Source organism: Nonomuraea sp. NPDC003754 (genome assembly GCF_053605785.1).
On record NZ_JBSGJX010000018.1, the window covers coordinates 130,075 to 156,800 of the forward strand.

15 protein-coding genes are annotated in these 26,726 nt (G+C 73.7%); 6 read left to right on the forward strand and 9 right to left on the reverse strand.

What is annotated here, in order from left to right; genetic code table 11:
- Positions 1 to 141 precede the first annotated feature (141 nt).
- The 4 genes from ACWEVS_RS23140 to ACWEVS_RS23155 all read right to left on the reverse strand — a co-directional run bounded on the left by ACWEVS_RS23140 (position 142) and on the right by ACWEVS_RS23155 (position 8,484).
- Positions 142 to 3,147, reverse strand: a complete 3,006-nt coding sequence (locus ACWEVS_RS23140) for a glycoside hydrolase family 3 N-terminal domain-containing protein (RefSeq protein WP_452553236.1) — start codon at positions 3,145 to 3,147, stop codon at positions 142 to 144.
- A 210-nt stretch (positions 3,148 to 3,357) separates the two neighbouring features.
- Entirely contained in the window at positions 3,358 to 5,859 is a 2,502-nt protein-coding gene (locus ACWEVS_RS23145; RefSeq protein WP_452553238.1) for a DNA gyrase/topoisomerase IV subunit A, read from the reverse strand.
- Between the two features lie 575 nt (positions 5,860 to 6,434).
- Complete coding sequence (locus ACWEVS_RS23150; protein ID WP_449927913.1) at positions 6,435 to 7,010, reverse strand: GNAT family N-acetyltransferase; 576 nt, start codon at positions 7,008 to 7,010, stop codon at positions 6,435 to 6,437.
- 10 nt (positions 7,011 to 7,020) lie between these two features.
- Positions 7,021 to 8,484 (reverse strand): alpha/beta fold hydrolase, encoded by a 1,464-nt coding sequence (locus ACWEVS_RS23155; RefSeq protein ID WP_452553240.1) that lies wholly within the window; start codon positions 8,482 to 8,484, stop codon positions 7,021 to 7,023.
- A gap of 130 nt (positions 8,485 to 8,614) precedes the next feature.
- Here ACWEVS_RS23155 and ACWEVS_RS23160 point away from each other — a divergent pair, with 130 nt between their 5' ends.
- Both ACWEVS_RS23160 and ACWEVS_RS23165 read left to right on the forward strand, forming a co-directional pair.
- On the forward strand, positions 8,615 to 9,439 hold the full coding sequence (locus ACWEVS_RS23160; RefSeq protein ID WP_354905059.1) for a TauD/TfdA dioxygenase family protein: 825 nt from the start codon (positions 8,615 to 8,617) through the stop codon (positions 9,437 to 9,439).
- A 963-nt stretch (positions 9,440 to 10,402) separates the two neighbouring features.
- Positions 10,403 to 12,487, forward strand: a complete 2,085-nt coding sequence (locus ACWEVS_RS23165; protein ID WP_452414426.1) for a RecQ family ATP-dependent DNA helicase — start codon at positions 10,403 to 10,405, stop codon at positions 12,485 to 12,487.
- 112 nt (positions 12,488 to 12,599) lie between these two features.
- On the opposite strand, the gene ACWEVS_RS23170 is transcribed toward ACWEVS_RS23165, so the two are convergent.
- Both ACWEVS_RS23170 and ACWEVS_RS23175 read right to left on the reverse strand, forming a co-directional pair.
- A complete protein-coding gene (locus ACWEVS_RS23170; RefSeq protein WP_452553242.1) occupies positions 12,600 to 15,482 on the reverse strand; it encodes an ABC transporter substrate-binding protein in 2,883 nt (960 codons plus the stop codon).
- 55 nt (positions 15,483 to 15,537) lie between these two features.
- Positions 15,538 to 16,431 carry a carbohydrate kinase family protein gene (locus tag ACWEVS_RS23175; RefSeq protein ID WP_354905051.1) on the reverse strand — a complete coding sequence of 298 codons (894 nt, stop codon included), beginning with the start codon at positions 16,429 to 16,431 and terminating at the stop codon, positions 15,538 to 15,540.
- Between the two features lie 158 nt (positions 16,432 to 16,589).
- On the opposite strand from ACWEVS_RS23175, the gene ACWEVS_RS23180 reads away from it, so the two are divergent.
- The 4 genes from ACWEVS_RS23180 to ACWEVS_RS23195 all read left to right on the forward strand — a co-directional run bounded on the left by ACWEVS_RS23180 (position 16,590) and on the right by ACWEVS_RS23195 (position 22,279).
- Positions 16,590 to 19,286, forward strand: coding sequence for a bifunctional acetate--CoA ligase family protein/GNAT family N-acetyltransferase (locus ACWEVS_RS23180; protein ID WP_449927921.1), 2,697 nt, complete (start codon positions 16,590 to 16,592; stop codon positions 19,284 to 19,286).
- Between the two features lie 187 nt (positions 19,287 to 19,473).
- Entirely contained in the window at positions 19,474 to 20,064 is a 591-nt protein-coding gene (locus tag ACWEVS_RS23185) for a DUF5998 family protein (protein WP_354905046.1), read from the forward strand.
- A 248-nt stretch (positions 20,065 to 20,312) separates the two neighbouring features.
- A complete protein-coding gene (locus tag ACWEVS_RS23190) occupies positions 20,313 to 21,476 on the forward strand; it encodes an alkaline phosphatase family protein (RefSeq protein ID WP_452553245.1) in 1,164 nt (387 codons plus the stop codon).
- A complete protein-coding gene (locus ACWEVS_RS23195; RefSeq protein ID WP_449927925.1) occupies positions 21,473 to 22,279 on the forward strand; it encodes a sulfurtransferase in 807 nt (268 codons plus the stop codon). Before ACWEVS_RS23190 ends, ACWEVS_RS23195 begins: the two co-directional genes overlap by 4 nt.
- Before the next feature lie 487 nt (positions 22,280 to 22,766).
- On the opposite strand, the gene ACWEVS_RS23200 is transcribed toward ACWEVS_RS23195, so the two are convergent.
- Genes ACWEVS_RS23200 through ACWEVS_RS23210 form a run of 3 tightly spaced genes read right to left on the reverse strand, consistent with a single transcriptional unit; the run spans position 22,767 to position 26,721 of the window.
- A complete protein-coding gene (locus tag ACWEVS_RS23200) occupies positions 22,767 to 25,727 on the reverse strand; it encodes a CHAT domain-containing protein (RefSeq protein WP_452553247.1) in 2,961 nt (986 codons plus the stop codon).
- Positions 25,724 to 26,170, reverse strand: a complete 447-nt coding sequence (locus ACWEVS_RS23205; RefSeq protein ID WP_354905037.1) for a hypothetical protein — start codon at positions 26,168 to 26,170, stop codon at positions 25,724 to 25,726. Before ACWEVS_RS23205 ends, ACWEVS_RS23200 begins: the two co-directional genes overlap by 4 nt.
- A complete protein-coding gene (locus ACWEVS_RS23210; protein ID WP_449927929.1) occupies positions 26,167 to 26,721 on the reverse strand; it encodes an RNA polymerase sigma factor in 555 nt (184 codons plus the stop codon). The genes ACWEVS_RS23205 and ACWEVS_RS23210 overlap by 4 nt, the downstream gene beginning before the upstream one ends.
- Positions 26,722 to 26,726 lie beyond the last annotated feature (5 nt).

Below are 26,726 nucleotides of genomic sequence, written 5' to 3' on the forward strand. Positions count from 1 at the left end.
TCCATCTGCGGTCGCCCGGAGGCAGGTCAGGAGACCGGCAGCCAGGACGCGACCGCCGTGGGCCCGGTCAGTGACCGGAGGCGGGAGCGTCGTGGGGCCGGTCGGGCGACCGGGGGTGCGGTCAGAGCCGCCTGGCGCTGGTCAGCGGGCCGCCTGGGTCAGGAGGTCCACCGCCTTCCGTAGGTTCCCCGCCGCCAGCTCGTGGTCGGCCTGCGCCTGCAGGTCCGAACGGCGACCGCCGGCCTGAGCCACGTCCCTGGCCACCGACACCACCGCGTCGTCCTGCGCGAACGTGTCGCTCCTCGACCGTTCGAGCAGCGCCGCCGCCACACCGAGCGAGGCCAGCACCACGCGTGCCTCGCGCACGCTGCCGTCGGCGTTCCAGTGGCGGGAGCCCAGCGCCACCCCGAGCGCCGTGGCGGCCGCGCGGGAGCCGCCGTCACCCCTGGCCAGCTCGTCCCGCACCGCCTTGAGCCTGGGCCGGGCCGGGTCGGTCCGCAGTCCCCAGCCGTAGGGGAAGAGCGGGTCGTAGGCGGCGTCACCCACGTTGATCGGCAGCTGCTCCGCCGTACGGAACCAGGTGAAGGGCAGCCTGCCGGTGTACGGCACGGCCCCGAACAGCGGGTCGCTCACGCCCGCGCCTTCGGAGCCCGGCAGCCAGGAGGCGACGAGCGCTTCCACGCCGGACAGCTCGCCCAGCGCCAGCGGCCGTCCCGACACGACGAGCACGACGCACTTCAGCGCCCCGCAGACCTTGTCGACGGCCGCCTGGTCGGCGGGCGACAGGTCGAGCGTGCGGCCCTGGCGGCCGACGTCGCCGAAGCCCTCGGCGTACGGCCGCTCGCCCACGACGACCACGCCCACGTCGTGTCCCTCCAGCGGCGCGGATGCGTCGGCGGAGTGGGTGACGGCGGCGGCACGGGCGCGGATGCCCTGCAGGATCGTGGTGCCCTGGGTGATGGGCCCCGGCGAACCCTGCCAGCTGATCGTCCAGCCGCCCATCTGGTTGCCGAGGTCGTCGGCGTTGGAGCCGGCGACGTAGACCTTCGCCGAGGGCCGCAGCGGGAGGAGACCGCCGTCGTTCTTGAGCAGCACCTGCGAGGCGGCGGCGGCCGTGCGTGCCACGGCGCGATGGGCGGCCGAGCCGACGTCGGGCAGGCCGTCCCTGTCGGCGTAGGGGCGTTCGAACAGGCCCAGCTCGAACTTCTGGGTGAGGATGCGCGCGACCGCGTCGTCGATCCGCGACCGCGCCACCCGGCCCGCGGTCACCTCGGCGGTCAGCGCCTCGACGAAGGCGGTGTAGGCGTACGGCACCATGATCATGTCGAGGCCGGCGTTGACGGAGGTGCGCACGTCGCTCGCCTGGTCACCGGGGATCTGGTCGATGGCCTGCCAGTCGCTGACCACGAAGCCCTTGAAGCCGAGCTGTCCCTTGAGCACCCCGGTGATCAGCTCCTGGTGGGCGTGCATCTTGGTGGCGCCGACGCTGGAGAAGGACGGCATGACGCTGCCCACGCCGCGCCTGACCGCCTCGGCGAACGGCCCCAGGTGGACGGCCTCGAGCTCGGCCCGGTCGCCGGTGTAGACCCCCTGGTCGATGGTGTAGTCGGCGGTGGTCGAGGAGCCGTAGGCGGTGCCGCCGTCGCCCACGTAGTGCTTGGCGGTGGCCAGCACGCCCTTCTTCCGCAAACCCGTCACGATCGCGGCCATGCGCGAGACCAGCGCGGGGTCCTCGCTGAAGGACTCGTAGGCCCTGCCCCAGCGGTCGTCGCGGGAGACGCACAGGCACGGCGCGAAGTCCCACGGGATGCCGGTCGCCTTCACCTCCTCGGCCGTGATCGCGCCCGTCCTCTCGACGAGCGCCGGATCGCGGGTGGCGCCCAGACCGACGTTGTGCGGGAAGATCGTGGCGCCGACCACGTTGTTGTGGCCGTGGACGGCGTCGACGCCGTAGATCAGCGGGATCTGCAGCCTGGTCTGCCGGGCGCGCAGCTGGTAGCCGTCCACCATGTCCGCCCAGCCCTCGGGGGTGTTGGTGGCGGGCGCGGAGCCGCCGCCCGACAGCAGCGAGCCCAGCAGGTACGTGGCGATGTCGTCCTGCTTGGCGAGCGCGCCGCGTTCGGCCTGGGTCATCTGGCCGACCTTCTCGGCGAGCGTCATGCGCCCCATCAGGTCGGCGACGCGCTGCCTGACGGGTCTGCGGGCGTCGAGGTACGGCAGGCCGTGCGCGTCGATCACCACGACGGCGTCGTCGGCGGGCGGTGAGACGCCCTCGCCGGACAGCACGATCGGGATGGTCTCGGCCACCTCGGGGTCGGCGTCGGCCTTCGTGGCGACGGTGAAGGTCTTCGTGGTCCCGGCGGGCGAGCCCGCGGGGAACACCAGCGTCCCCTCCACGGGCGTGTAGTCCGATCCGGGTGTGGCCGTGCCCGATCCGGTCGCGTAGCGGACGGTCAGGTCCGTCGCGGGCACCGCGGAGATGGCGACGCCCACCTGGGCCGCGCCCTTCTCCCTGACCGGGTAGACGGGCGCGCTCGTCGTCAGGCGCACCGGGCGCGGCGGCGCGGTGCCGTACACCTGGACGTCGTCCCACAGCAAAGTGCCGGAGGAGGCGGCCGGCAGGCGCATCGAGTAGCCCCACATGCGCTCCAGGTCGAGCTGCCCGTCGGTGGGGGCGCCGCCCGGCTGGTAGTCGCCGCGCCTGACGAAGTCGGCGAACTTCACCTCGACCCGCCGCCAGCCCGCCTCGGTGTCGGTGAACGACGACTCGAACAGCTCCGAGCTGCCGGGCCCGCCGCCGCCGTCCTTGATCTCGAAGAAGATCCGCTGACCCGAGCCCGTGCCTTTCACCGAGAAGGCGAAGCCCTCGTAGGGCGTCCAGTCCTGCGCGGCGGGCAGGTCGTGCGACCAGCCGCCCCACTGGCCGACGTCGTAGACGGTCTTCAGCACGCGGCTGGTGTCGGTCTCGATGCTGAGGGTGGGCGTGGACGCGGCGTCGTTGCCCCAGGCGACGACACCGGGCGGGAGGGTGTCGCTCTCGAAGTCGGTGACGGTCAGCGGGGCGGCCGCCTGGGCGGCGGCGGGGACGAGGCAGGTGGATAAGAGCAGGGCGATCGCGCTGAGGGCGCCGATGCGTCGGGGGGTCACTGCGCCTCCTGGCATGAGAGAGCGCTCTCTTGAGCGCACAGTCCTGAATTCAAGGCGTGAAGGAAAGGCGCGTCAAGGTGACCGGTCGGTTCGTCCGGCCTGCTCCGTATCGAGTGCCTGCCCGGGTCCGGCCCGCCGGCTGGTCGCCTCGGCACGCGAACGCCCCCGGACTCCCGCTCGGTAAGCGGGTGTCCGGGGGCGTCGCGAGGGTTATGCGGTCGGAGGTGCCTCGCCCGCCGGTGCCGGCGGCTCCGCCTCGGGACCCGACCGCAGCGCTCCGCCGATGGCGGCGATCGTGTGGGTCAGCCGCAGCCCCGACCCGTCGCGCCTGCCGATCTCCTCCGGCAGCGGCACCGGCTTGCCGACCGCCGACACCGCCTTGGCCGGAGCGGGACCCGCCCATGCCATCAACAGCACGTCCTCCCCCTTGAGGAAGCGCTGCGCCCGCACGCCGCCGGTCGCCCTGCCCTTCGGCGGGAAGTCGGCGTAGTCGGACACCTTGCCGCCGCCCACCTGCGTGCCGGGCAGCGCCGTCGCCGAGCCCGCGATCGTCACCACCTGCGCCGGCACGGCCGGGTCGACCACGCCGAACCAGACGACCTTGGCCCCGCTGTCGAGCCTGATGCCCGCCATGCCGCCCGCCGGGCGCCCCTGCGGGCGGACCGTCGAGGCCGGGAAACGCAGCAGCTGCGCGTCGGAGCTGATGAACACCAGGTCGTGATCCTCGGAGTCGAGCTCCACCGCGCCGACGACGGTGTCGCCGTCCTTCAGCCCGATGACCTCGAAGTCGTCACGGTTGCCCGGATAGTCGGGCACCACCCGCTTCACCACGCCCTGCGCGGTGCCCAGCGCCAGACCGGGACTGTCGGGATCGAGCGAGCCCAGCCCGACCACGACCTCGTCGGGTTCGAGCGCGACGTACTCGGCGATCGGGTGGCCCCCCGACAGCGAGGGCGGGTTGGCCGAGGGCGGCAACGTCGGCAGGTCGACCACGTTGACGCGGATCATGCGCCCCTGCGAGGTCACCACGCCGACCTGGCCCCTGACCGTGCTGCGCACCGCCGAGACCAGCACGTCGTGAGCCGAGCGCTCGCCGCCGCCCGCCAGCGGTGCGGCGTCGCCGGTGCGGGCCAGCAGCCCGGTCGACGACAGCAGCACCAGGCAGGGGTCGTCGGCCACCTGCAGCGTCACCGCGGCCGTGCGGGTCAGGCCCGACGACTCCAGCAGCACCGTACGGCGCGGCGTGCCGTACTTCTTCGCCACGTCGGCCAGCTCGCCCGAGACCACCTGGCGCAGCCGGGCGTCGGAGGACAGGATGTCGGTGAGGTCGGCGATCTCCTCCGACAGCGTCTCCTTCTCCCGGTCGAGCTCCAGCTTGTCGAAGCGGGTCAGGCGGCGCAGCGGGGTGTCGAGGATGTAGCCGGCCTGGATCTCCGACAGGTCGAAGACCTCCATCAGGCGGGCGCGGGCCTGCGCGGAGTCGTCGCTGGCGCGGATGACCTGGATGACCTCGTCGATGTTGAGCAGCGCGACGATCAGGCCGTCGACCAGGTGCAGGCGCTCCTCGCGCTTGCGCCTGCGGTGCTCCGAGCGGCGCCGCACGACCTCGAGCCGGTGCTCGACATAGACCTTGAGCAGCTCGCGCAGGCCGAGCGTGCGCGGCTCGCCGTCGACGAGCGCGACGTTGTTGATGCCGAAGGTCTCCTCCATCGGCGTGAGCCGGTAGAGCTCCTCCAGCACCGCCTCGGGGATGAACCCGTTCTTGATCTCGATGACCAGGCGCAGGCCCTTGTGCCGGTCGGTGAGGTCCTTCAGGTCGGCGATGCCCTGGAGCTTCTTGGCGTTGACCAGCTCCTTGATCTTGCCGATCACCCGCTCGGGGCCGACGTTGAACGGCAGCTCGGTGACGACGATGCCCTTGCGGCGCGGGGTGATCTGCTCGACCGCGCACTTGGCGCGCATGCGGAAGGTGCCGCGCCCGCTCTCGTAGGCGTCGCGCACACCCTGCAGCCCGATGATCATGCCGCCGGTCGGCAGGTCGGGCCCCGGCACGAACTTCATCAGCTCGTCGAGCGTCGCCTCCGGCTTCTTGATCAGGTGGCGGGCGGCCGCGATGACCTCGACGAGGTTGTGCGGCGCCATGTTGGTCGCCATACCGACCGCGATGCCGGTCGTGCCGTTGACCAGCAGGTTCGGGAAGGCCGAGGGCAGGACCGTGGGCTCGGTCTCCTGGCCGTCGTAGTTGGGCTTGAAGTCGACGGTGTCCTCGTCGATCGACTGCACCATCAGCATGGCCGCGGGGGCGAGCCTGGCCTCGGTGTAGCGCATGGCCGCCGGCAGGTCGTCGGGCGAGCCGAAGTTGCCGTGGCCGTCGACCAGCGGGATGCGCATCGAGAACGGCTGGGCGCAGCGCACCAGCGCGTCGTAGATGGCGGTGTCGCCGTGGGGGTGGAGCTTGCCCATGACGTCGCCGACGACCCGCGAGGACTTCACGTGGCCGCGGTCTGGGCGCAGGCCCATCTCGCTCATCGAGTAGAGGATGCGGCGCTGGACGGGCTTGAGCCCGTCGCGCGCGTCGGGCAGCGCACGCTGGTAGATCACCGAGTAGGCGTACTCGAGGAAGCTCGTGCGCATCTCCGCGGACACGTCGATGTCGACGATCCGCTCCTCGAAGTCCTCGTCAGGCGGGGGTGTGGTCGTCCGTCGGGCCATGTCGAACATTGTGCCGAAGAATCTTGGGTGCCCGCGACTCGCGCGATGGGTTTGTCCGGCTTGCTGGTGAAAGTCGCCTGGCCCCAGGCGGGCGGGCCCTCATGACACTCCGGTCAGCCCCCTCTCCCACGCGCCCTGAAACAGACTGCGGGAGCCCTACCCGCCCTGAAGCGGGCCGCGGGAGCCCTACCCGCCCTGAAGCGGGCCGCGGGAGCCCGTGCATCCTGGGGCGGGCCGCGGTAGCCCCGCGCGCTTTGGAACGGACCGCGGGAGTCCCGCGCACCCTGGAGCGCTGACCGCGGGAGCCCCACGCGCCCTGAAGCGGACTGCGGGAGTCCCACTGAAACGAACTGCGGGAGTTCTACGCGCCCTGGAGCGGGCCGCGGGAACCACGTTCAGTGCCGCCGGGCCCGTGCGGCGGTCCGCGGCCGAGCCGGCCGGTGAGGGAGGCGGCCGGACTGCTCCGCCGCCGGCGAAGTGGCGGCCGGACTGCTCCGCCGCCGGCGAAGTGGTGGCCGGACTGCTCCGCCGGCCGGCCGCCGGCGCCGAGGGGCTCCCGAGGCAGGGCCGGCGGCTCAGGTGGGACGGCGGGCGCCCGGCCACGGTCCAGGCGTCTCGCCCTCGTCCTCGTCGCCCGGCTCGTTCAGCCGCTCGTCATACACCTCGAACCCCCGCGCCCGATAGTTCGCCAGCGCCGCCGGGCCGTCGAGCGTGCAGGTGTGCATCCACACGCGTTCGGTGGCGGGCAGGTCGGGCCAGCGCGAGGCGAGGTCCCACGCGCGTGCCGTACCGACCGAGAGCAGGTGCCCGCCCACACCCTCGCCCATCGCGAACGGCAGCAGCCCGAAGTAGGCGATCTCCACCTGGGCGCCCGGCTGCGGGTCGAGCTCGAGGTAACCGGCGGGTGTGCCGCGGTGCCAGGCGACCCAGGTCTCGAGGCCGGGCCTGGTCAGATAGGCCATCCACTCGTCGTAGGTCCAGCCGAGCCGGTCGGTCCACTGCCAGTCGCCGCCGACCGCCGTGTAGAGGAACCTGCTGAACTCGGGCGACGGCACCTCGGCGCGCACCACCTCGACCGGCAGCCTGGGCGGTTTGGCGGGGATCAGCGCCTCGGGTGAGCGCTGTTCCAGATACCAGGTGATGACATCCACGCCCGATATTTCAGCACGTCGTCCCCTTGGCGGGGACAACGAGGTCGGCCAGGTAGCGGTTGAGGTGGGCTCTGGCGCACGCGTTGCCCAGATAGAGCGTGTGGCCGGGGCCTTCGTGCCGCACCAGGCCGCTGCCCGGCACCTGGGCCAGCACCCGCGCCACGGCGTCCGACTCGCCCCAGGCGCCCGCGCCGACGAGCGGCGGCAGGCCCTTCGGCAGCGGGCTCGGCGGGTTGGTCACCTTCACCGGCCAGCCCACGCACGTCAGGGTCGCCGTCGCCAGCGTGTTGGCGGTGCCCGTGCCGGGCGCGATCCTGTTCAGCCTGGCCACGGTCGCGGCCATCTCCCGGCGGTCGGCGAAGCGCGGCCAGTCGGCGCACTCGGTCACGCCGGTCGCCGCGTCCGGATAGCGCAGGCCGCGGGCGGGCAGGAACCCCGACGCGTCGCCCCGCGCGGCCTTCTCGATCGCCGCCGACAGGGCAGGCCAGCCCTGCGGCCCCTGCCGGACGAACGCCATGGCCAGACCTTGCAGGTCTCGACCGTCGTAGGCCACCCCGGCCCCGGCGGGGACGGGCGAGCGGTCGGCCCTGGCGACGAGCCGGCGCCAGAACGACGGCGTGCACGCCCGCTCCTCGCACGAGGCGAAGAACCTGCCCATGGCCTGCTCGTTCTGCCGGGCGGTCGCCTCCAGCTCGGCCGTCCAGTCGGCGGTGCTGTGGTTCCACGTGCCGTCCAGGACCATCGCCCTGACCTTGCCGGGGAACAGCCGGGCGTAGGCCTGGCCGTAGAAGCCGGCGTAGGAGGCGCCGTAGTAGGTCAGCCGGGGTTCGCCGAGCGCCTTCCTGATGGCCTCCATGTCCTTGGCGTGGTCGGCCGAGCTCATGTTCGCGAACAGCTCGGGGTCGCGGTTGCGGCACGCCTCGGCGATGCCGCGGTTGGTGTCGGCCATCCTGGCGAACTCGGCGTCGTCCTCGGGGAAGGCGGGGATCGGGACGCGCGTCCACACGCACGGCAGGCCCGTGCTGGTGCCCTGGAACTGCTCGCCGTAGCCGCGGGTGTCCCAGGTGACGATGTCCATCCGCGCGCGCAGCTCGGACCACAGCTGGGGCATGGACTCCGTCAGCTTGATCCCCGGCGCGCCCGGCCCGCCGTACGCGATGAGGACCGCCCCTGCCGACCGGCCCGTGGCGCGGAACCTGCCGACCTTGAGGGTGAGCGTGCGCCCGTCGGGCTTGGACCAGTCCACGGGGACGGACACATCCAACCGCTCCATCCGCTCGGCCGGCCCGGTGGGCGGAGCGCTCCCCGTCGGGTTCGCCCTGGTGGACGGGTCCTGGGTCGGGGTGCCCGCCGTCAGGCGCACGGCGGCGGACGGGCCGGCGGCAGGCGGGTACGGCGCGGCGCCCGCGGGTGGGGAGGCGGTGAGGGTGGCGGAGCCGAGCAGGGCAAGGCTCACCAGAGCACGTGTGATCATGCGCGACACGCTGCCGGAGCATCGCGGCCCGGCACATCGGACCAGGGTCTGACATCCTCACCTCTCACTCACTTGACCAAGCAATTGCTTGGCAAGTACGGTCCCGGGGAGGAGATCCCCTGGAGGCGTCATGATCGAGTTCCATCCGGTGACCAAGCACATCGGCGCCGAGGTGACCGGCGTCGACCTGCGCAAACCCCTCTCGCCCGAGGAGGTCGCCACCATCAGGCAGGGCTGGCTCGACCACCTCGTGCTCTTCTTCCGCGACCAGCACATCGACGACGACCAGCACCTGCAGTTCGCCCTCAACTTCGGCACGCTCAACCACCCCGCCTTCAAGAAGGACGGGGCCAGCCCCATCCACGTGCTCGACCAGACCGACCCCAAGGGCGAGGGCGGCGACGAGTGGCACAGCGACAACACCTTCGAGCCGACCCCGCCGATGGGCTCCCTGCTGCGCTGCGTCCAGCTGCCGAGCGTCGGCGGCGACACGCTGTGGGCCAACACCTACCTCGCCTACGAGACGCTCTCGCCGCCGCTTCAGCGCCTGTGCGACGAGCTGACCGCGGTCCACGACATCACCGGCTCCATGACCAAGGCCATCTCCAAGGGACACCCCTTCGACCTGGCCGAAGTCCAGGCCGCGTGGCCGCCGCTGGTGCGCCCTGTCGTCCGCACCCACGCCGAGACGGGACGCAAGGCGCTGTTCGTCAACCGCTCGTCCACCACCCGGCTCGTCGAACTCGGCGACAGGGAGAACGAGGCGCTGCTGCCCCTGCTGATCGACCACATCCGCTCGCCCGAGTACCAGGTGCGGCTGCGATGGCGTCCCGGCACGCTCGCCTTCTGGGACAACCGCTCCACCCAGCACTACGCCGTCGCCGACTACACCGAACGCCGCCGCATGCACCGCGTCACCATCAACGCCTTCCCCGAACACGCCGACCCCGCCTGAGCCGTCTCGCACCCGCGCCCCGGGACACGCCGACCCCGCCTGACCGGTCTCCCGCGCCCCGGGACACGCCGACCCCGCCTGACCGGTCTCCCGCGCCCCGGGACACGCCGACCCCGCCTGACCGGTCTCCCGCGCCCGGCGGGCCCGCACCGGCGGGGCGCGCGGGATCCCGCGGCACCGGCGCCTCGCGGCATCCTGGCGCGGCGTCTCCCGAACGGTGCGTGCTGTCCGGCGCCTGTCCGCCTGGCCCGCCGATGCGCGCACCGCCCTCTCCCGGCGCGCCACCCGGCCAGGCCCTGGGACGTCCCGTCCATGGTCACCGGCGCGCCGTCCGACCGGTCGTCCGGCCCGTACGGCAAGCCGTTCCACGCGCCACCCCGGTCACCGGCTGACGCCTGTCCAGGGTCACGCGTCACCGAGCGCACGTGGCGGGCCGCCGTCACGGACAGCCACCCCGCCCAGCCGCTCACCCCCGCCGTTCCAGCCGCTCCCCCAGCCGGTCCAGCTGCTTACCCCGCCTGTCCAGGCGCTCGCCCCGCCCGTCCAGGCGCTCGACGACTCCCACAGGCCATGGGCGATGTGACGGCGGCCCGCCGGAGTCCCGCTGGAGTGGCGTGGAGGACAGACCCCGGCCCCGCACCCACGGTGGGCGTGACCGGGCCTGCCGTACCGGAGGGGCCGGGCCTGCCGTACCGGAGGGGCCGGGCCTGCCGTACCGGAGGGGCCGGGCCTGCCGTACCGGAGGGGCCGGGCAGGGGGCCCTACAGGAGGGGCGGGCAGGGCCGTACGGGAGGGGCGGGCAGGGGCCGTACGAGAAGGGCGGGCAGGGGCCGTACAGGAGGGGCGGATAGGGGGCCCTACAGGGGATCTATCGGGGGTGGGGGCCGGGTCCGGCCGCGGATCGGGGATGCGGCGTGGCGCAGGCGGACGAATTCGTCGCCCGGACCTGGTAACAAGGACCACATGACTGATGCGGTCGCGATGATGCGGGAAGAAGCCGAAGCCCACCTCCGCGCGCTGGCGGGCGATCACGCCCGGCTGCGTGACGACCAGTGGTCGGCGATCGAGGCGCTCGTGGTCGACCGCCGCCGGGTTCTGGTGGTGCAGCGCACCGGCTGGGGCAAGTCGGCCGTCTACTTCGTCGCCACCGCGCTGCTGCGGGAGCTCGGCGAGGGCCCGACCGTCATCGTGTCCCCGCTGCTGGCCCTGATGCGCAACCAGATCGCCGCCGCCGAGCGGGCCGGGATCCGCGCCGTCACGATCAACTCCGCCAACCCCGAGGAGTGGGAGGAGATCTACGGCCGCGTGGCCGAGGGCCTGGTCGACGTGCTGCTGGTCAGTCCTGAGCGGCTCAACAATCCCGACTTCCGCGACAACGTCCTGCCTGAGCTGGCCGAGAGCGCGGGGCTGGTGGTGGTCGACGAGGCCCACTGCATCTCCGACTGGGGTCACGACTTCCGGCCCGACTACCGCAGGCTCGCCACGCTGTTCGAGGAGCTGCCGCCCGGCATCCCCGTGCTGGCCACGACCGCGACCGCCAACGCGCGCGTCACCCGCGACGTGGCCGAGCAGCTCGGGGGCGACGACACGCTCGTCCTGCGCGGGCCGCTGGAGCGCGACAGCCTGCACCTGTCGGTCGTCCGGCTGGGGAGCGCCGAGCAGCGGCTGGCCTGGCTGGCCCAGACGCTTCACGAGCTGCCGGGCTCCGGCATCGTCTACACCCTCACGGTCGCCGCGGCCCACGAGATCGCCACCTACCTGCGCGAGCAGGGGCACGAGGTCGCCGCCTACTCCGGCCAGACCGATCCCGCCGAACGTCTGGCCGCCGAGGAGGCCCTGCTCAACAACAAGATCAAGGCGCTCGTGGCGACCAGCGCGCTCGGCATGGGCTTCGACAAGCCCGACCTGGGCTTCGTCATCCACGTCGGCGCGCCGCAGTCGCCCGTCGCCTACTACCAGCAGGTCGGCCGCGCGGGCCGCGGTGTCGAACGGGCCGAGGTCATCCTGCTGCCCGGCACGGAGGACCGCGACATCTGGGCGTACTTCGCCTCGCTCGCCTTCCCGCCCGAGCCGGTCGTGCGGGCCACGCTCCAGGCGCTGGAGCAGGGCGGCGTGCTGTCCACCCAGGCCCTCGAGAACGTCGTCGACCTCAGCCGAAGCCGCCTGGAGATGATGCTCAAGGTCCTCGACGTCGACGGCGCCGTCCGCAGGGTCAAGGGCGGCTGGACGGCGACCGGCGAGGAGTGGGCCTACGACGCCGAGCGTTACGCCCGCATCGCCGCCGAGCGCAAGGCCGAGCAGGAGGCCATGCTCGGCTACCTGACCACGTCCGAGTGCAGGGAGGAGTACCTGCGCAGGCGGCTCGACGACGAGGCCGCGGCCCCGTGCGGGCGGTGTGACAACTGCACGGGCACGCACCGCTCGCCGGAGATCGCGGCGGCGGCGGTGGAGCGCGCCCGGCAGACGCTCGAGAGGCCGGGGGTCGAGGTGGAGGCGCGCCGGCAGTGGCCCACCGGCCTGGCCGACCTGTCCGGACGCATCAAGCCCGACCTGGGCGCCGAGCCGGGCAGGGCGTTGGGCAGGCTGACCGACATCGGATGGGGCAACCGGCTGCGGGAGCTGTTCAACGGACCCGACGCGCCGGTCCCCGACGACATGTTCAAGGCGGTCGTCCAGGTGCTGGCGGCGTGGGAGTGGCGGCAGCGGCCCGTCGCGGTGGTGAGCGTGCCGTCGGCGTCGCGCCCGGTGCTGGTCAGAGGGTTCGCCGAACGGCTGGCGCAGGTCGGCAGGCTCACCTACCTGGGCGAGCTGGGCTACCGGGCGGGCGCGCCGGGGCAGCAGTTCAACAGCGCCAAGCGGGTGCAGGCGATCAGGGCGACGCTGGCCATGCCGAGGGAGCTCGGCGCGGAGATCGCGCGGTGCGGCGGGCCGGTGCTGCTGGTCGACGACCGGGTGGACACCGGGTGGACGATGACACTGGCCGCGGCCCTGATCCGCCACGCGGGCGCACCCGCCGTCATGCCCCTCGCCCTCGCCACCACCTCCTGACGCCGCGCCCCGGCCGCCCGCGGCCCGCCGCCGGTCCCGCGATGCGGGGGTCGTCGCCGGGGCGGGCTCGCCGGTCACCCGGTCCTCCGGACGGAGGACGGGTGACCACGCCTCAGCCGGTGACGCCGATCGTCGTCACGTCGTAGTGCTGGTAGACGCTGCTGACGTGGGCGTTCGTGACCCGCTTGCCCCTGACCAACCCCGCTTTGCTCCACAGCAGCGGCACCATCAGTCCTTCGTCCAGCACCCGCCGTTCCGCCTCCCGCCACAGCCGGAAGCGAGCCTGCGGGTCGAGCGTCCGCCGTGACTCGTCGATCAGCGCGTCGACCTCGGGCAGCCGCACGCCCACGTTGGCGGAGAACCCGCTGTCGACGATCTCCCTGCTGTCGATCAGCTGCGACAGCAACGGGTCGGGGTCCGGCCAGTCCCCGGACCACCGCCGCATCACCAGCCCGATCTTCTCCTTGGTGAGCGCCGCCGGGTTGCCCAGCTTGTCGAACTCGTGCAGCACGTCCACGTTCTTCACCGTGACGTGGAAGCCCGCCGCCGTGAGGTTGTCGCGGATGGCGTTCCCGGCCGCCACGTCCGTCGGGCCGTTCCTGACCAGCAGCGTGAACGGGTCCCGGCCGCACGAGGCGGGAGAGGGCGCGGCCGTCGCGGTGGGGGAGGGGCCGTCCAGCTCGCCCCTGCCGGGAAGCGGCGGCGGCTGCAGGCGGGTGGCGATCTCGGTGCCGAAGGGGCCGTCGCCGTACAGGCGGTGGAGAACGCTCTTGTCGATGGCGGCGAGGACGGCCCTGCGGCACTCGGGCTGGTCCAGCGGCGCGACCCTCGTGTTGACGGCCAGGTAGCGCAGGTGGTCCAGGGACGGCGCGTCGGCCCGCGCGTTGAGCCGCTGGTCGGCCCGCACCGTGGCGAGGGTGGCCGGCAGCGGTCCGGCGTGCAGGTCCAGCTCGCCGGACAGGAGCTTCCGGTCGGCCTCCTCGCCGTCCATGCCCCAGGTGAGCTCGACCCGGTCCGGCAGGGCGGTGCGGTTCGGGTCGGTGGCCTGGTTCCAGGCGGGATTGCGGACGAAGGTCGCGGTCTTCCCCGCCTGGATGTCCAGCTTGTACGGGCCGGACGACAGGAGCTTGGCCGCGCCCTTGCGCACCGGCATCGTCACGGGCAGCGTCGCGATCTGGTTGAAGGTGGACATCGGCTTCTTGAGTCTGAAGACGATGGTCCTGTCGTCGGGGGTGCTGATCGCCTTGTCGGCGTCGGCGGCGGTGTAGCGGCCGGGCATGTCGAGCAGCCGCGCCAGCGGGTCGGGGCCGTTGGGCAGCAGCCTCCTGTCGCCCGAGCGCACGACGGCGTACTTCACGTCGCGCGAGGTGATCGGCGTGCCGTCCTCGAAGCGCAGCCCCTCACGGAGGGTGAAAGTCCAGGTCCTGCCGTTGTCGGTGGTCTCGCCGAGCTTCGCCGCCAGGTCGGGCACCACCTCGGTGCCGGCCGCGCCCGGCGCGGGCCGGTACATGGTCAGCGCGCGCCCGTAGAGACGGGCGTAGTTCCACATCTCGGTGTAGAAGGTGCCGGCCGGGTCGAGGTTGTCCAGGATGTTGGTCATGCCGATGCGCAGCGTGCCGCCCTTCCTGGCCGACGGGTTGACCACGCCGGTCAGAGCCGCGTTGAAGACGGCGGCGGTCCGGGTCGGGCTGGGCGTCGCCGTCACCTCGCCGCCCGTGCCGCTGTTCTGGCCCAGCCGCGGCCATGCCCACACCGCGACGCCCAGGACGACGGTCATCGCCGCCGCCCCGACCGGCAGCAGCACCTTCCACGCCCGGCCGGACGGTCTGCCCACCGCCCCGGAGACCGGATACGTGGACAGGGTCCCCGGCGCCTGCCCGCCCCCCGGGTACGGCGCGGCGGTGACCGGCGTCGTCGCGCCCTGCGACGGCCGCGTCCACCCGGCAGCGTGCGGCCCGGGACCGCCGCCGTAGGGGGAGGAGACCGACACCGGGGGCGCCGACGTGCCGTAGGGCGGCGCGGAGGAGGGACCTGCAGGTGCCGGCATGCCGTACGGCGGCGCGGAAGCGGGAGCGGGGGCCGGTGCGGTGCCGTACGGCGGCGCGGGAACGGGAGCGGGTGGTGGCGCGGTGCCGTACGGCGGCGCGGGAACGGGAGCGGGTGGTGGCGCGGTGCCGTACGGCGGCGCCTGCGGGCCCGAGCCCGCCCTGATCAGCTCCCGCAGCAGTTGCTCCGCCGTCGGGCGCGCCGCCGGGTCCTTGCCCAGCGACGCCCCCAGCAGCTCCCGCAGCGGCGCCTCCACCCCCGACAGGTCGGGTTCCATGACCAGGATCCGATGCATCACCACCGGCAGCGGCCCGAACCCGAACGCCCCGCGCCCCGTGGCCGCGTAGACCATCGTGCCCGCCCACGAGAAGACGTCGCTCGCCGGGGAGGCGTCGCCGTGGAAGTGCTCGGGCGCCATGTAGGCGGGCGTGCCCACCACGCTCGTCGTCAGGCTCTGGCTCACGTCCAGCGCCCGCGCGATGCCGAAGTCGATCACCCGGGGCCCGTCCGGGGCCAGCAGCACGTTGCTCGGCTTGAGGTCGCGGTGGACGACCCCGGCGCGGTGGATCGCCGCCAGCGCGGTCGCGGTCGCGACCGCCAGCCGTACCAGGGAGGAGCCGGTCAGCGGCCCGGACTCGGCCACCTGCCGCTGCAGCGACGGGCCGGCGACGTACTCGCTGACGATGTACGGCTGGTCGTCGAGCGCGCCGACCTCCAGCACCCTGGCCGTGCAGAACTCGGCCACCCTGCGCGCCGCCTCGGCCTCGCGCCTGAAGCGCCGCACCGCCGAGGCGTCGTCGGCGAACCTGGCGTGCAGCATCTTGATCGCGACGGGTTCGCCGGACGGGGCGACGCCGCGATAGACGCTGCCCTGACCGCCTTCACCGAGAAACCCGGTGACCTCGTAGCCGCCGACGACACGGGGATCGCCTGGCCGTAACGGACGCACGCGGGCTCTTCACTCCCTTGTCAGGACATCGGGGGAGTATCCACCATAGGCCGCGCTAGAGGCGGGGGCGAGCCCCGAGGTGAGAGATCGCCTTGGCGGCCAGGCGGCAGCCCGCCGTCAGCGCCTCGGCGGGCGGCTTGCCGGCCAGCCACGCGGGCAGGAACCCGGCGGCGAACGCGTCGCCGGCGCCGGTGCCGTCGACCACCCGGTCGACCGGCTCGGCGGGCACCTGGACCGGCTCGGGCCGGCCGTTGGTGTACCAGAGCGCGCCTTCGGCGTTCATCTTGATGACGACCTGCGGGAACCAGGCGGTGAGCACCTTGGCCGCCGCCTCGGGGTCGTCGCGGCCGGTCAGGATCTTGGCCTGGTCGGCGTTGGCGAACAGCAGCTTGGCGCCGTTGGTCCACTCGAGGAACGGCTCGGCGCCGGTGCGCTCCAGCGGCGCGGAGGAGGAGCAGTCGACCGAGATCGACATGCCCGACCTGCGGGCCATGTCGAGGGCGGCCTGACCGGCCTCGCGGGACCCCTCGTTGATCAGCGTGTAGCCGGACAGGTGGAGGTGGCCGCCGGAGTTGAACAGGTCGCGCGGCAGGTCCTCGGGCGACAGCGCGGCGTTGGCGCCCGGGTCGGACAGCATGGTGCGCTCGCCCTTGTGCGTGACGAGCACCACGCAGGTGCCGGTGGGCCGCTCGGGGTCCATGACGAGCCGGGCGTCGACGCCGTAGCCCATGAGCTCCATGTCGCGGTTGCGCCCGGTGATGTCGGCGCCGCGACGGCCGATGAAGGCGACCTCGGCACCCTCGACCGCCATCCAGGAGGCGATGTTGGCTCCGGAACCGCCACCGTGCATGGTCACGATCGCCGGAGTGTCGCTCGCCCTGGCCAGCGCGTAGCGGGCGCGCGCGACCGCATCGGTCATGAGATCGCCCACCACCACGACCCGCGTCATGATGTCACCGCCTTGCTGCAATCCTTCGCGCCTGACGCCGAAAAACTTAACAGCTTCAGGCCTGCTCGTGGGGCATACACCGGACACCCGTTCATAGTCGATGCACAAGCGTTGCCCAACGGACGCCGCACGTGGGGCGCGGGTCTACGCTCGGGACTGTGGAGGCAACCCAGTATCCCTCCCATTGGGAGGCGGACGTCGTCCTGGCCGACGGGGGCACCGCGCACGTGCGCCCGATCAGGCCCGCCGACGCCGACCGGCTTCGCGCGTTCTACTCCCGGCTGTCGGCCGAGTCGATCTACTTCCGCTACTTCGGTCCGCGGCCCAAGCTGTCGGACAGGGAAGTCGCCTTCTTCACCAACGTCGACTACGTCGACAGGGTCGCCCTCATCGCCACGATCGGCACCGAGATGGTGGCCGTCGTCCGCTACGACCGGGTCGGCCCCGCCGAGGCGGAGGTGGCCTTCCTCGTCGAGGACGCCCACCAGGGCAGGGGGGTGGCCTCGGTCATGCTCGAACACCTGGCCGCCACCGCCCGCGAGCGCGGCATCGAGACGTTCATCGCCGACGTGCTGCCCGCCAACATGCGGATGACGGGCCTCCTGCGCCAGGTCGGCTACACCGCGCAGAGCCGCTTCGCCGACGGCGTGGTCCGCATGACGCTCGATCTGACCCCCACCGAGACCTCGGCGGAGGTCACCGCCTCCCGCGAGCACCGGGCCGAGGCCCGCTCGATCGCCAGGCTCCTCACACCCGGCTCGGTCGCCGTCATCGGAGCCTCCCGCGAGCCCGGCGGCGTCGGCCAGACCGTGCTGCGCAACCTGCTGGCCGCCGACTTCACCGGACCCGTGTACCCGGTCCACCGCGAGGTACGGGCGGTGGCGGGCGTGCGGGCCTACCCGAGCGTCAAGGACATCGACGGCGAGGTCGACCTCGCGGTGCTCGCCGTACCGGCCGACAGCGTGATCGACGTGGTCAAGGAGTGCGCGGAGAAGGGCGTGCGCGGGCTGGTCGTCGTCTCGTCCGGCTTCGGCGAGACCGGGCCGAAGGGCCGGGCGCGCCAGGACGAGCTGGCCAGGATCGCCCGCGCGTACGGCCTGCGCGTGGTCGGGCCCAACTGCCTCGGCATCGCCAACACCGACCCCTCCGTCCGGCTGAACGCCACTCTCGCGGCGACGGTCCCCGGCAGGGGCAGGGTCGGCTTCTTCAGCCAGTCGGGCGCGCTCGGCACCGCCCTGCTGCAGCGGGTGGCCCAGCGCGGCATCGGCATCTCGAGCTTCGTCTCGGCCGGCAACAGGGCCGACGTGTCGGGCAACGACCTGCTGCAGTACTGGGAGGAGGACGAGGCGACCGAGGTCATCCTGCTGTACCTGGAGTCGCTGGGCAATCCGCGCAAGTTCACCCGCCTGGCCAGGCGCATCTCCCGCAGCAAGCCGATCGTGGCGGTCAAGAGCGGCGGCACCACCCAGGGCGTGCCCATCGGCCACTCCGCCTCGGCGCTGCGCCTGCAGGACAGCGCGCTCAGCTCCCTGTTCGAGCAGGCGGGCGTGATCAGGGTCGACGACCTCATCCAGCTGTTCGACGTCGGGCAGTTGCTGGCCTGCCAGCCGCTGCCCGCGGGGCCGCGCGTCGGGCTCGTCACCAACTCCGACGCGCTGGGCCTGCTGGCCGTCGACGCCTGCGTCAGCGCCGAGCTGGAGCCCCGGCCGCCGGTCAACCTGGGCGCCGCCGCCGGTGCCGCCGAGTTCGGCACGGCACTGGCGGGCGTGCTGGCCGATCCCGACGTCGACGCCGCCGTCGTGATCTACATGCCGCCCATCCCCGGCGACGCCACGTCGGTGGCGGCCGAGCTGGTGCGGGTGTCGCGCGAGGTGGGCAAGCCCGTGCTGGCCACCTTCGAAGGGCAGCTCGGCATGCCGCCCGAGCTGCGCACCGACCCCTCGGCCCTGCCCGAGCGCGGCTCGGTGCCCTCCTACGCGGCGCCGGAGGAGGCGGTCAGGGCCCTCGCCCACGTCGTCAGGTACGCGCTGTGGCGCAAACAGCCCCAGGGGGCGCCGCCCGAGCTCGACCACCTCGACACCGCGGCCGCCCGCGCCCTCGTGACGGACGCGCTCACCAGCCGCTCGCCCGAGCCCGAACCGGCGCGGCAGGACACGCCGGACCCCTCCGCCGACCGCCTTGACGCCGGCCCCGTCGAGATCGACGCGACCGGGCTGCTGGCCTGCTACGGCCTCACCGTCTGGCCGGCCGAGGTCGTCGCCACCCCCGACGCGGCCGTCGCCGCCGCCGAACGCCTGGGCTGGCCGGTCGTGCTGAAGGCCGCCGACCCCGAGGCCGCCAAGCGGGCGGGCACCGTCCGCCTGGGGCTCACCTCGGCCGCCGCCGTCCGGCAGGCCTACGCCGACCTGGCCGGCCAGCTCGGCGCCGACGTGGTCCTCGCGGTGCAGCGGATGGCCCCGCAACCCGCGGTCCCTACCGTCGTGAACGTCCGGGAGGATCCCGCCTTCGGCCCGGTCGTCTCCTTCGGCCTCGGCGAGGTGACCGCCAGGCTGCTGCAGGACCGCGGTCACCGCCTCGCCCCGCTGACCGGCGAGGACGCCGCGGGGCTGGTGCGCTCGCCGCGGGCCGCGCCGCTGCTGTTCGGCGAGTACGGTTACCCGCCCGTCGCGGTCGGCGCCCTGGAGGAACTGCTGGTCCGGGTGGGCCGCCTGGCCAACGACCTGCCGGAGGTGTCCAGGCTCGACCTCGATCCGGTGCTCGTGGGGGAGTCGGAGGTCGTCGTCCTGGGCGCGCGTGCCGTCCTCAGGAGTCCTGAGGGTCCGCGGCGCGACGGCGGCCCCCGCCGCCTCGCCTGACCGCGGTCGCCTCCCTGCCTGCGCCGGGTTCGTGCCGCCTCGCCCGACCGCGGTCGCCCCTGCCTGCGCGGTTCGTGCCGCCTGGCCTGCCGGGCCGCGGCGCCGAGCGTCGAGGGCCTGCACGGCCGCCCGTCCAGGTCCGGAACGACGAGTGTGAGCGGTGCTCGGGGGCTGGCAGGATGGATGCATGAGGGAAACCCGAGTCTCAGCCGCGGGCCTGCGTGAAGCGATCGAGCGCAGCGGCTACTACCCCGACCTCGTCACCGATGCGGTCGAATCCGCGCTGGGAAAGGAAGCGGTGACCGCCTACGTGGTGCACCACGAGGCCACGTTCGACCCGGCCATGGAGGTGCGCAGGCACGTCACCGTCCTGGTCCTGACGGGCACCCGGCTGCTGGTCTGCCACACCGACGAGCACCCGCCCGCCGAGGGGGTCTCGGCCTCCCATGCCTCCACCACCACCGAGGCGGTACGGCTGGCCCGCGTCCAGTCGGTCGCGGTGACCAGGGTCGTGCCCGATCCCGCCTCCTACGTCCCCGGCGTGCCGCCGACCGAGGTGACGCTCACGATCGGCTGGGGCGCCATCTCCCACGTCGACCTCGAACCCGCCACCTGCGGCGACGAGAACTGCGAGGCCGACCACGGCTACACCGGCGCGATCACCGCCGACGACCTGTCGCTGCGCGTCAGCGAGGCCGCCGACGGCCCCGAGGCGGTGGGCCACGTGCTCGCCTTCGCCAAGGCCCTGTCCGAGGCCACGGCCCGCGCCGCCGCCTGACGCGTCCGCTCCCCGCGTAACGCCCCCTCCGCGCCTTCTCGCCGGCGCATGCCGGACCGGGACCACGCGACATCTCGGTGGACCGGCCCGGCATGCCCCGCCGCCGGGCGGGCAGGGGTTCCCCGTCCCGGGTTCCCCACCGTGAGCCGGGACGGCCGGGCGGACGGCGGTGTCGAGGCCCTATCGCGAGATGGCCGGCGCCCACTAGAACGGTTCCTGACATCCACGCGAGGCGAGCGAGGTGCTTGATGGACGACGTCCCGGCCACGCCGTACGACCGGGTTCCGCTGATCCCCGCCTACGGCGGCGCCTCCCTGGCCGACCTGCCGGGCTCCCTGCTGAGCGCGCTCGGCGCGGCCACTACGGCCGACGGCAACGTGCTGGGGCTGGAGCCGGCCGACCGGGTGTGCGTGTTCGTGGTCGACGGGCTCGGCGCCAGGCTCCTCGAGGCCCACGCCGACCGGGCCCCGTTCCTGGCCGCCGCCACGGCGCGCGCCGCCCTCACCGCCGGCTTCCCCGCCACCACCGTCACCAGCCTGTGCACGCTCGGCACCGGCCTGCCGCCCGGCGAGCACGGCATGATGGGCATGACGCTGGCCGTGCCCGGCCGCAACCATCTGTTCAACTGCCTGCGCTGGAGCCTGCCCAAGGGCCTGCCGCCCATGGACCCGCGCCGCTGGCAACCGGCCGAGACCGTCTACCAGCGCGCCGCCCGGGCGGGCGTCGAGACCTCCTACGTGGCGCCGGCCGCGTTCGAGGGGACGGGACTGACCGACGCCGTCTACCGCGGCGTCCGCTACGTGCCCGCCGACACCGTCGACGAGCGGGTGGCCGGGGTGGCGGCCGCGCTGAGCGCGCCGCGCGCCTACGTGACCGTCTACTACGGCGACCTCGACGCCACCGGCCACCTGACCGGCTGGGGCAGCCCCGAGTGGCGCGACCAGCTCGAGATCGTCGACAGGATGGCCGAACGGCTGGCCGCGGCGCTGCCGCCCGGCTCGGCCCTGTACGTCACGGCCGACCACGGCATGGTCAACGCCGAAGAGAAGATCGACGCCCAGGCCACACCCGAACTGCGCGCGGGCGTGGCGATGTTCGGCGGGGAGGCCAGGGCCAGGCACCTCTACACCGAGCCGGGCGCCGCTCCCGCCGTCTTGGAGACCTGGCGGGACCTGCTCGACGGCAAGGCATGGGTCGTCTCACGCCAGGAAGCGGTGGAATCCGGGTGGTTCGGCCCCGACGTGCGCAGGGAATGGCTGGACAGGATCGGTGACGTCGTCGCCGTGCCGTACGCCGACTGTGCCATCCTCGCCTCTGAGACGCATCCGATCGAGGCGCTCTTCACCGGCTACCACGGCTCGCTCACCGCCGCGGAACAGCACGTCCCACTCCTGGAGGTATCCACCCGATGACCCTGATCAACCCGGCGGAGCTGGCCGCGATGGAGCAAGCCAGCGTGCTCGACGTGCGTTACCGGCGAGGCGGCCCGTCCGGGCGCGAGTCGTACGCCGAGGGGCACGTGCCGGGCGCCGTCTACTGCGACCTCGACGCCGACCTGGCCGCGCCGCCCAACGGCGGCGGCCGGCACCCGCTGCCCTCGGCCGAGGCGTTCACCGCCGCCATGCGCAGGCTCGGCGTCAGCGGCTCCCGTCCCGTCGTCGTCTACGACGACGCCGACTCCATGGCCGCGGCCAGGGCATGGTGGACGCTGCGCTACTTCGGTCACGAGGACGTCAGGGTCCTCGACGGCGGGTTCCGCGCGTGGACCGAGGCGGGGCTGCCGGTCTCCAAGGAGGAGCCGCACGTGTCCGGCGACTTCACGGCCAGGCCGGGCGGCATGCCCATGCTGACCGCCGAGCAGGCGGCCGAGCTCGCCGGCTCCGGCGTGCTCATGGACGCCCGCGCCGCCGAGCGCTACCGCGGCGAGGTCGAGCCGATCGACCCGGTCGCCGGCCACATCCCGGGCGCCGTCAGCGCGCCGACCGACCAGAACGTCGGGCCGGACGGCCGCTTCCTGGCCGCCGCCGCGCTGCGCGACCGCTTCGCCGCGCTGGGCGCGCTGGAGGGGGCGCGGGTGGGCGCCTACTGCGGGTCGGGCGTCACCGCGGCGCACGAGGTGCTGGCACTGGAGTTGGCGGGCGTCCCCGCGGCGCTCTACGTCGGCTCGTGGTCCCACTGGATCAGCGACCCGTCCCGCCCGATCGCCACCGCCTGACCTCACCGCCACACCCGACAGGACAGCCAGGGCCGCACCGCCCGTCCAGCGCTGCGGCACGGCCGCACGCGCGACGGCCTGCCCGCCTTGCCGGCCACAGGGACACGCCCCCGGGGGAGCCCGGCAGTCCCACCCGCCCTGGACCGACATCACGTGACGGGCCGGGACGGCCGGGTCCTGCGGGGCAGCCGTCCCTCGACCGACGGTCAGGTACCGCGGGACGAGGGCTCGACGGCCGGAGCGTCGGGCGGGCGTCTCGTCAGGGCCGTGGAGCGAGGGCTTGAGGGTCGGGTGGCGGGGCGGGCGTCTCTTGAGTGACGGTCAGGTACCGCGGGACGAGGTCTCGACGGCCGGAGCGCCGGGCGGGCGTCTCGTCAGGGCCGTGGAGCGAGGGCTCGACGGTCGGGTGGCAGGGCGGGCGTCTCTGGACTGACGGCCGGGTGCCGCCGGCCGGGTGGCTCTGGGTTGGGCAGGGTGCGGTCGGTTCTCAGGGGCCGGAGTCCGGTGCGGTGGGTCGGGTGTCGCGCAGGGCGGTGACGGGGAGCTCGCCGGCGCCGAAGCAGGTGAAGCCGAGCACGCCCGTCCTGCTCCCCGCCTCCGCCAACGCCACGGCGGGAGCCGTACCGGCGGCGAGCAGGTCGTGAAAGGCCGTCATCAGCGCTAGCGCCTCCTCGTCCGGCACCGGGATGAGCCCGCCCACCACACAAGAGGCGCCCTGCGCGAGGAACGTGCCCGCCAGGCCGAGCGGCGCCCCCTCGGCCGGGACCCTGGCCATCCCCGAGTCGCAGGCCGACAGCACGACCAGGCCCGGTGGCATCGACAGGGGCAGCAGGTCGTAGGCCATCAGCGGCCGGTCCTCCAGCTCGATGCTCGACAACAGCGGGCTTCGGGAGTGGAAGGTGCCATGGGCGGCCAGGTGCAGCACGTCCGCCCGGCCGAGGGCGGCGATCACGTCATCGGCGCGGGCGGGCACCTGCTCGGCGCGCCGGTGCGCGCCCACCACCCGCCGCACCTCCTCCTCGGCGTGCTCCAGCCCGGGCCCGGCCGCCGCCACCACGAGCGGCTCGCCGCCCCGAGCCGAAGCACCACTGATCGGCACGACACCCCCGGGCCGGACGGCACCATCAGAGGGAACCGCACCACCGCCCCCGACCGCGTCACCGAGAACCGCACCACCGCCTGCGACCGCGCCGCCCAGAACCGCACCACCGCCCGCGACCGCGCCGCCCAGAACACCATCGCCTGGGACTGCGCGACTCAGGACCGAGCCAGCGCCCGATACGGCGTCATCCCGCAGGGTAGTGCGATCGCATGAAGTCACAGGGGCGGCGGGCACGGTCGGCCCGGGCGAAGTCGCAGGGGGCGAGAGAACCGCATCCAGCGGAGCGGCCCAGCCCGGCGGGACAGATCGGTCCGGCGGGGCGGAGCCGTCCGGCGGGGCGGTGCGGCGGGTGCGGGCGGACAGCCAGGCGGCGGCACTGGGCGTGACGCTCACCGGCCGCCCGCGCAGCATCGGCAGCACCGACCACGGCAGTGTGTGCAGCGGCCCCGCCGGCACGACCACCAGCGGGCGTTGCGCCACCAGGTCGGCGATCGGCCCGAACAACGTCCCCTCCAGCGCGGCCGCCTCGACCGCGACCGGATCCCGCCGCGGATCGTCGGAGGCGTGGGCGCCGTCGCCGAGGCTCGCCCGGCGCAGGCCGTACCGGAGCCTGATGACGGCCTCGGCCACGCTGGTGACGTCGCCGAGGCGGCGCAGCGCGCACCCCGCCGCGGTGACCACCAGCACCAGCAGCGCCCCGTCATGGCACAGGAACTCCACCAGCGCCGCCTCGCCCAGCGCCGACGTCACGCTGTCGAGCGCGGGCGCGACGGGTCGGCCGCCGCAGACCGACCGCCAGCGTTCGGCCCATCCGAAGACGGCCTCCGGGCCGCCGCGCTCGATCGCCAGGCTGAGCCCGAAGGAGGCCAGGCGCGCCCCCGCCCGCACCCGGTGGGCCCGCAGCGAGGGGTCGTCGAAGCGTTCGGCGTCGGCGCCGAGGTCGCGCAGCCCGCGCAGCACCGCGCTGAACGCGGCCGTGCGGTCGTCGTTGATCCGGGCCAGCAGGGCCGCCGCATGCCAGCGCACCAGCGGTGGCACCTCGTCGAGGTCGTCGTCGGCACCGGCCAGGTGCTCGGCCTGCTGCGGCGAGGCCAGCCGCGTCATCCGCCGCATGGCCAGCGTGGGTGCGTCGATCATGAGCGGGAGCCGGCGTGGCTCCGTCGTGTGCGCGGCCGCGCGGGGATCGAGGAGGGCGAGCTGGGTCGTGGCCGTGCCGGTGTCGTCCAGCGCGAGGGCCAGCTCGGCCGCGGCGAGCCGGAGCGCGGCCGCGCCCGCGGCACAGGAGGTGGCGGCCAGTTCCCGCGCGCACTCCAGCAGCTCGGCCAGCAGGCCGGGGGAGGGCGGTTCGAGCACGATCCTGGCGCGTAACGCGACCTCGGCGGCCAGCGGCGCGGCGCTCTCGCGGCCATGGGCGCGCAGCTCGGCGGCCGCCCTGCCGGCGACGGCCAGCGCCTGGCGGGCGTCCCCGGTCAGCAGCTCCACCTGGGCCAGCAGCAGCCTGGCCTCCGCCAGCGCGGCCTGCGCGCCCGCGGCTTCGAGTTCGGGTACGGCGAGGCTGAGCATGGCCCTCGCCTCGCCGGGCAGCTGGGCGGCCAGCAGCGCTCCGGCGAAGTCGGCGCGCATCGTGGCCAGCCGTTCGGGGAAGCCGAACAGCGTGTCTTCACAGGCTCGGTAGTGGGCGAAGGCCGCGGCCACGTCGCCCTGCCGTACCGCCAGGAAAGGGAGGTTGGCGGCGGCGAGACGGGCCAGGTGGGCCAGGCCCGCGCTCTGCGACAGCCGCAGGCACGCGGCGATGTCGGCGGTGGCCTGCCTCCAGCGGCTCTGGTAGGCGTGCACCAGGCCTCTGTTGAGCAGTCCGCCCGCCAGGAAGCGCTGGTCGTCGACGGTGCCGGGCGCCTGCGCCAGCACGGCGACGGCCCGGTCGCAGGAGGCGACGGCCTCCTGGTAGCGGCCCAGGTGGGCCAGCGCCACCGCCCGCTGGGTGTCGAGCTTGGCGCGGTCGAGCGGCGACAGGTAGGCCCACGCCATCGCGGCGATGCGCAGCGCCTGAAGCGGATGACCGCGCTGGGTGCGCACGGTCACCAGCGACAGGCGCGCCTGCGCCAGGCGATCGGCGGGTGCGTCTCCCGTGGCGATCGCCTGGCGCAGGTGTAGTTCGGCGGCCTCCAGGTCCCCAAGCTCCCTGGAGGCAAGCGCCATGGCGCGAAGCGCGACGACGGCTGGTTCGACGGCCCCCATTCCGGAGGCGGCGGCATGGATGGCGCGGGCGCTGGCCAGCGCCCGCACCGGATCGATGCCTGACTGGAGGACCGCGTCCTCCGCCATCGCGACCAGCCTGTTCGTCACGGACGGATCCGCACCCAACCGGTGGCGACCGGGTGGTGCCCCGGCCGGTGGCAGACCACGCTGAACCAGCCCGGCGGCAAGCCCGTCGCCGCGAACTGGCCGGTCTCCCGCAGGTCACGCGAGACCGTGAGATGGGGGGTGCGGATGTCCACCGTGGCCCCGTCACCTGGATGCGGTGACACCCGCCCCGCCACATCGATGAGACCGTCCCCGATGGTCACCTCCAGATCGAAGGAGAGGTCCGCCGTGGCGAACCTGACCATGCGCGCCCCGTCCGCGTCACGTGTGCCACGCGTGGGCGCGCACTCCACGGGCCCGGCGGTGACCACCTCGGCCAGCCGGAGGGAGTACGCGTCACGGGCGGCGGCCGAGACGTGGGCGGGTATCGGGTCGTGCCCCGCGGCGATGCGGAGCGCGGCCAGGAGATACTCGTCGTTGATCATGGCACCTTTTCCTCTAGTGAGATTCGGGTGCGCAGTTTGTGGAGACAGCGCAGACGGGTGGGGCCTACGCTGCCGACCGGCACGCCCAGCCGTACCGCCATCTGGTGCGTTCCCGCGTCCGGAACGGTGGCCATCAGGCGGAGCAGGGTTCGGCATGGTTCGTCCAGGTCGGACACCGCCTGCCAGAGCAGGCGTCCCTCATCGGCCTCGAGGATCGCCGAGGCCGGGTCGGGATCGAAGGGACCGCCTTCAGGAAGGCAGAGGTGCGGGTGGCGGCCCGTCCCTCTTCGGATGATCTGGAGCGCCTCGCGCCTGGCCGCCGTGGCCAGCCAGGCGCCGACGCTCGCTGGATCCCTGATCGAGTGAAGGTGCTCGAGAAGCCGCAACCATGCACCCTGCACGGCATCAGCGGTGTCGGCTTCGTTGAGCCCGCACGCGCGGGCGACCGACCACATCCGCTGACCGAACCGTTCCTCCAGCCCGGTCCATGCGGAAGGGTCCCCGTCGGCAGCCGCTCGCAGCAGCTCCTCAGGGGGTCGGGATTCGCCCACGTTGC